Annotated in this window: 5 protein-coding genes; 4 read left to right on the top strand and 1 reads right to left on the bottom strand. The window is 32.9% G+C overall.

All coding sequences use genetic code 11. The features are described 5' to 3' along the window. From glmS to B4I81_RS07660, 3 genes are all read left to right on the top strand, one after another. A partial coding sequence (glmS, locus tag B4I81_RS07670) for a glutamine--fructose-6-phosphate transaminase (isomerizing) (protein WP_291109349.1) occupies positions 1–1,727 on the top strand: 1,727 nt, incomplete at its 5' end. 152 nt (positions 1,728–1,879) lie between these two features. Then, on the top strand, positions 1,880–3,391 hold the full coding sequence (gene atpD, locus B4I81_RS07665; RefSeq protein WP_291109347.1) for a F0F1 ATP synthase subunit beta: 1,512 nt from the start codon (positions 1,880–1,882) through the stop codon (positions 3,389–3,391). Between the two features lie 76 nt (positions 3,392–3,467). Beyond that, entirely contained in the window at positions 3,468–3,749 is a 282-nt protein-coding gene (locus B4I81_RS07660) for a FoF1 ATP synthase subunit delta/epsilon (protein WP_291109345.1), read from the top strand. Between the two features lie 55 nt (positions 3,750–3,804). Here the strand turns inward: B4I81_RS07660 and B4I81_RS07655 are convergent, their stop codons facing one another. Further along, positions 3,805–5,301, bottom strand: coding sequence for a PLP-dependent aminotransferase family protein (locus B4I81_RS07655; protein ID WP_291109343.1), 1,497 nt, complete (start codon positions 5,299–5,301; stop codon positions 3,805–3,807). Between the two features lie 75 nt (positions 5,302–5,376). Here B4I81_RS07655 and B4I81_RS07650 point away from each other — a divergent pair, with 75 nt between their 5' ends. Further along, positions 5,377–7,197: a TonB-dependent receptor plug domain-containing protein gene (locus tag B4I81_RS07650; protein WP_291109341.1), complete on the top strand. Its 1,821-nt coding sequence runs from the start codon at positions 5,377–5,379 to the stop codon at positions 7,195–7,197. Positions 7,198–7,255: the final 58 nt, after the last annotated feature.

Raw genomic sequence — 7,255 nt, 5'->3', positions numbered from 1 at the left:
ATTTAAAATTATCTAAAACCAAAGGAAAGGTTTCTGATTTGGAAATGAAGGCCCAAAACGATAAAACAATTTTCGGGAAAATAGGCATGGGGCATACGCGTTGGGCAACTCACGGAGTTCCTAATGATGTAAATTCGCATCCTCATTTTTCAAATTCAGGAAAGTTAGTTATTATTCATAATGGTATTATAGAGAATTATGAACCATTAAAGCAAGAGTTAATTAAAAGGGGTTACACTTTTAAATCTGATACCGACACAGAAGTGTTAGTAAACTTAATAGAAGAAGTTAAGAAAAAAGAGAATTGCAAACTAGGTAAGGCTGTTCAAATAGCTTTAAATCAAGTTATTGGGGCTTATGCAATTGCAGTAATTGATGTTGAAAAGCCAGATGAAATTATTGTGGCGCGTTTAGGAAGTCCTTTGGCAATTGGAATTGGCGAAGATGAATTTTTTATCGCTTCAGATGCAACACCATTTATTGAGTATACATCAAATGCCATTTATTTGGAAGATGAAGAAATGGCAATTGTGCGTTTACACAAACCGTTAAAAGTTAGAAAAATTAAAGACGATTCATTGGTTGATCCTTACATTCAAGAACTGCAGTTAAACTTGGAGCAAATTGAAAAAGGAGGTTATGATCATTTCATGATGAAAGAAATCTACGAACAACCAAGCGTAATCAAAGATACTTACCGTGGAAGACTTTTGGCAAACAAAGGAATTATCCAAATGTCTGGTGTTGAAGATAATTTAGAAAAATTTTTAAATGCTAAACGAATTCTTATTGTGGCATGTGGTACTTCTTGGCACGCTGGATTAGTTGCGGAATATATTATTGAAGAATTTTCAAGAATTCCAGTTGAAGTTGAATACGCATCTGAATTTAGATACAGAAATCCAATCATTAATAAAGACGATGTTGTTATCGCAATTTCACAATCAGGTGAAACGGCAGATACTTTGGCAGCAATCAAATTAGCTAAAGAAAATGGAGCTTTTGTTTTTGGAGTTTGTAATGTAGTAGGTTCATCAATTTCTCGTGAAACGCATGCAGGTGCTTATACACATGCAGGTCCAGAAATTGGAGTAGCTTCTACAAAAGCATTTACAACTCAAATTACCATTCTAACATTATTAGCTCTTCGTTTGGCTAAAGCTAAGGGTACCATGAATAATTCAGAATACCAACGTTATTTATTGGAGCTAGAAATTATGCCAGAAAAAGTACAAGAGGCATTATTAACAAATGAAGTAGCAAAGCAAATTGCTGAAAGCTATAAAGATGCAACTAATTGTTTGTATTTAGGTAGGGGTTATAATTTTCCAGTAGCTTTAGAGGGAGCTTTAAAATTAAAAGAAATTTCATATATCCATGCAGAAGGTTATCCAGCTGCTGAAATGAAACATGGACCAATTGCTTTAATTGACGAACATATGCCAGTTATTGTTATTGCTCCAAATAAAGGTCATTATGATAAAGTAGTAAGTAACATTCAAGAGATAAAATCTAGAAGTGGTAAAATTATTGCGGTGGTAACTAAAGGCGATACACAAGTTAGAGCTTTAGCTGATCATGTAATTGAAATTCCAGAAACTAATGAGCCATTTACACCTCTGTTAACAACGATTCCGTTGCAATTATTGTCCTATCATATTGCAGTTTTAAGAGGTTGTAATGTAGATCAACCTAGGAATTTGGCAAAATCCGTTACCGTAGAATAACATTTTAAAAGCGAAATTGGAAGATTTCGCTTTTTTGTTGCAAAAAATTCAAAAAATAAATTGCAAAATTGTTTTAGAAAAAACTATCTTTGCACTCGGAAAAATATATCATTTTTTCAACATTAATTAGCTATTAAATAAATACATAAGCAATGTCTAGAATCACAGGAAAAGTTGCACAAATTATCGGACCAGTTGTTGACGTCGTGTTTAATGATGCAAATGCTGAGTTACCTAAAATTTACGATTCATTAGAAATCACTAAAAAAGATGGTACTTTATTAGTATTAGAAGTTCAATCTCACATTGGAGAAAATACAGTTCGTACTATTTCTATGGACTCTACAGACGGTTTGTCTAGAGGTGCTGAAGTAGTTGCTACTGGTGCTCCAATTCAAATGCCAATTGGTGGTGAAGTTTTCGGACGTTTATTTAATGTAATAGGTGATGCAATCGATGGTTTAGGAGACTTACCAAAAGTAGGTGAAAGTGGTTTGCCAATTCACAGACCAGCTCCAAAATTTGAAGATTTATCAACTTCTACTGAAGTTTTATTTACCGGTATTAAAGTAATCGACTTAATTGAGCCTTATGCAAAAGGAGGTAAAATTGGATTGTTTGGTGGTGCTGGAGTAGGTAAAACAGTATTGATTCAAGAATTGATTAACAATATTGCAAAAGGTCACGGTGGTTTATCAGTATTTGCTGGTGTAGGAGAAAGAACTCGTGAAGGAAATGACCTTTTAAGAGAGATGTTAGAATCAGGAATTATTAAATATGGTGATGAATTCATGCACTCTATGGAAAATGGAGGATGGGATTTATCAAAAGTAGATAAAGAATTAATGAAAGATTCTAAAGCTACTTTCGTATTCGGTCAGATGAATGAGCCACCAGGAGCACGTGCACGTGTTGCTTTATCAGGTTTAACAATTGCTGAATATTTCCGTGATGGAGCAGGAGATGGACAAGGAAAAGACGTACTTTTCTTCGTTGATAACATCTTCCGTTTTACACAAGCAGGTTCTGAGGTATCTGCACTTTTAGGTCGTATGCCATCTGCGGTAGGATACCAACCTACTTTAGCAACTGAGATGGGAGCGATGCAAGAGCGTATTACTTCAACTAAAAAAGGATCTATTACATCTGTACAAGCAGTATACGTTCCTGCGGATGACTTAACTGACCCGGCTCCTGCAACAACGTTTGCTCACTTAGATGCAACAACAGTATTATCTCGTAAAATTGCTGAGTTAGGTATTTACCCAGCGGTAGATCCACTAGATTCTACTTCTCGTATTTTAACGCCAGAAATTTTGGGGAAAGACCACTATGAGTGTGCTCAAAGAGTAAAAGAAATTCTTCAAAAATACAAACAACTACAAGATATCATTGCTATCTTAGGTATGGAAGAGTTGTCAGAAGATGATAAATTAGCAGTTGCTAGAGCTCGTCGTGTACAACGTTTCTTATCTCAACCTTTCCACGTAGCGGAGCAATTTACAGGTATTCCTGGAGTATTGGTTGATATTAAAGAAACTATCAAAGGATTTAACATGATTATGGATGGTGAATTAGACCACTTACCAGAAGCAGCGTTCAACCTTAAAGGTACTATCGAAGAAGCTATCGAAGCTGGACAAAAAATGTTAGCAGAAGCATAATTCAGTGTTCAGTGTTTAGTCACAGTATTCAGTTACTTGCTAATCACTAATCACTATTCACTAATCACTAAGAAATATGATTTTAGAAATAGTATCACCAGAAGCTACATTGTTTAAAGGAGAAGTTACTTCGGTAGCAGTTCCTGGAGTTAACGGTGAGTTTCAAATGCTAAATAATCACGCGCCTATTGTTTCATTGTTAGCAAAAGGAAACGTGAAAATCAATGCTCAAAACATTAAAATTGAAAAAGAATTCGTTTCTAAATTCAACAAAGTAAATGAGCAAACGTATTGGTTACCTATTAATTCAGGTACCATCGAAATGAATGAAAACAAGATTATTGTTTTAGCTGACTAAGACAATAAGATTTATAGTAAAAAGTCCTGCAATTTGCGGGACTTTTTTTGTTTTATTACTTTGTGATTGAATTGTATGCAAGATTTAATTTACTTACTACAATTTCAATTTCTTCTTCATTCAAATGACCAAATCCAAAACGAATGGCGCATGTATTTTTATCTTGATAAAGAATGGTCTTCGGTAGAAAGACATCTAATTTCGATACTTCTTCCGCAAGTTGAATTAATGATATGGAAGGGTTAAATCCAATCCAAATGGCTAATCCACCCGAAGGCTTTTTAAATTGAATAGCTTCATTGAAATAACGCTTCAAACATTCGCAAGCAAAATCTCTTCTTTTTTTGTAAATGATGGTATTCTTTTTTAGTAAACGATGAATTTCACCTTCATATATTAATTCCGAAAGCACTTGTTCTTGAATTAAGTCGCCCTGCTTGTCTAACATTTGTAAATAGTTTTTGGCTTCCAAAATCAAATTTTCAGGAGCCACTACAAATCCGGTTTGAAAACTTGGAAATAGTGATTGCCCCAGTTTTCCAAGATAAATCACCATTCCATTTCCATCTGAACTTGCCATAGGCAACATAGCGGAACCGTCGAGTTGAAAATCATAATCAAAATCGTCTTCAATTATGGCAAATTGATATTTCTTAGCAAGTTGTAAAAGTTGTAATCTTCGTTCGGCAGACAAAGTGTTTGTAGTAGGATAATCGCGATTAGAACAGACATAAACACATCGAATTTTGCCTTTTGTAAAATGTTTTTCTATGTAATTAATGTCTAATCCATTTTCATCAACGGGGATGGTTTTAATATCGGCTCTAGCTTCTTGAAAAATCATATTGGCATTATAATTACTCAAATTACCAACCAAAACAACGTCTTTTTTACGAATTAAAAGTTGCGAGATGATATACAAACTCATCTCGGTACTTCGAGTACTGATTAAATTTGTAGGTTTGATATGAAAACCTCGAGTTGCATTTAAAAAATTACACAATTGATTTTCAAACATAGAATAGCTGTTTTTTGATGTATTGTTCCATTTTGAAATCAATGATTTTCGCTTCATTGATGTGCCATACCATTTCGAAAATTCGTGAATAGGATGCAATCGTAAATCGGGTTGACCATCGTTTAAAATGTATTTTGCTTCTGAAAATTCTTGTGTTGATGCCAAGTGAAACGAAGTTTCAAAAGGAAATCCTGTCGTTATAGGATAACTATATGCATCGTTTAGTTTGTTAGTACTTGCTTTGATAGTAACTGTTTTTGATCTTGGAAATAAAACAAAAGCACCTTTATTTGGAATGATTTCTACCCAACCTTGAGCTCCTAATTCTTCATAAACGGCAACCGCAGTATTCCGATGGATGCTAAATAATTGGCTAAATATTCTAGTGCCAGGCAATGCTGTTCCTTCTTTTAAATAGCCTCTTTGAATCGCATTTATTATTTGCTGTGCAATTTGAATATATACCGAAGTAGCACTTGTTTTATCAAATTGAATAAGTTCTTTTAATACCAAACTAACCGGACTATCTATCATTTTAAAACTGGACTATTTTAATCATCCGGAAAGTTACGACTTTTGCACCGTTTTAAATAACCCAATATCGAATAAATGAAAAAAGTATATTATTTAGTTCCCTTGCTAATGTTTGTATTAACTATGAATGCTCAGGAAAATGAACTTAAAACAGATTCACTAAAAGAAGCAGTCATTACATCTTCTCGTATCGATTTGCCTTTTAAAGAAAATTCAAGAACCATTCAAATTGTTACTGCTGAAGATATTAAAAAATTAGGTGTGACAAATGTTGCCGATGCTTTACAACAAATTGCAGGAATTGATGTGCGTAGACAAGGAGTAAACGGAATGCAATCGGATTTATATATAAGAGGCGGAAGTTTTGATCAAACATTGTTGTTAATAGATGGTATAAAAGTAGATGATGCTCAAACGGGTCATCATACTATGAATTTGGCTTTACCAATTGAAGTTATAAAAAGAATTGAAGTGATTAAAGGTCCTGCTGCTCGTATTTTTGGTCAAAATGCTTTTACTGGAGCAATTAATATTGTAACGAAAGATGTTGATGAAAATTCTTTAATTGCTAAAGTACAAGGTGGTTCTTTTGATCAATTTATTGCAGAAGTTACTGGAACTGTAAATCTGGAAGAAAGTAGTCATATTGTACATTTTTCAAAAAACTTTTCAGATGGATATCGTTATAATACTGATTTTGATAATACTAATTATGTTTTAAAAAGTCAGTTCAATAAAAATAAATTACCAATTGAATTACTAACAAGCTATTCAGAAAGAAAATTTGGTGCAAACGGGTTTTATGGTTTTACCAACTATATTGATCAATATGAAGAAACTCAAGCAAGTTTAATAGGTCTTTCAACGGTAATTAAAAGCGGAAATTTTACATGGAAACCAAGAATTTATTGGCGCAGAAACCAGGATTTATATTTATTAGTTAGAAATACCCCATTAACATATAGAAATTTACATATTACTAATAAAGTTGCTGCTGAATTAAACGGTTCGTATCAATCAACGTTAGGAACAACTGGTTTTGGGGTTGAGTTTTCTAAATATTACATATCAAGTAATCGTTTAGGAGATAATCAAAGAGAAATTGCGAGTTTATTTTTAGAACATCGTTTCCAATTTTTCAACAACATTTTAGATGTTACTCCTGGAATTTCGGCTTCTTATTTTTCAGATTTTGATAATCAATTTTTTCCAGGTTTAGATATAGGAGTTAAAATTTCAGATAAATTTAGAGCTTACGGAAATATTGGGACTTCTTATAGAGTTCCTACATATACCAATTTATATTATACTTCTCCTGTAACCATAAGCAATCCCGACTTAAATACAGAAGAAGCTTTTTCACAAGAAGTTGGTTTTAAATATATGAGTGATAGATTCAATATATCGATAGCTGCTTTTAATCGTGATGCTGATAATTTAATCGATTATGTTCGTGAAAACACAACAGATGCTTGGCAAGCACAAAATATTCAAAGTGTAAATACAAAAGGATATGAAGCGCAAGCTGATTACTTTTTCACAATAAATAATTTACCACAAAAAATTCAGTTAGGTTATTCTTATTTAGATAACGATGTAAAGGCAAGTGAAGCTAATTTTTCTCAATATTCTATTAACTCGATGAAACATCAATTCACAAGTAGTTTACAATTTAACTTCTTTAAAGGTTTAAATACAACTTTTGCTTATCGTTATGTAGAGCGTACAGCAGGAATGAGCTATAATGTTTATGATGCAAATGTTAGTTATAGAATAAAAGCGTTTGAACTATCTATGTTTGCTAACAATATTTTTAATGCAGATTATATTGAATTAGGAATGATTCCAATGCCAAAAGGGAATGTGATGTTTGGAATTAAGTATTTATTTAAGTAAAATAAAGTTTGTTAAGTGAAAGGGGACTGCAGCAATGTAGTCCTTTTTTTGTTTCTTG

Origin of the sequence: Flavobacterium sp. UBA6195, assembly GCF_002422095.1 — a bacterium.
Lineage (GTDB): Bacteria > Bacteroidota > Bacteroidia > Flavobacteriales > Flavobacteriaceae > Flavobacterium.
The sequence above is the reverse complement of the archived record's forward strand: the minus strand, read 5'-3'. Positions and strand labels throughout refer to the sequence as shown.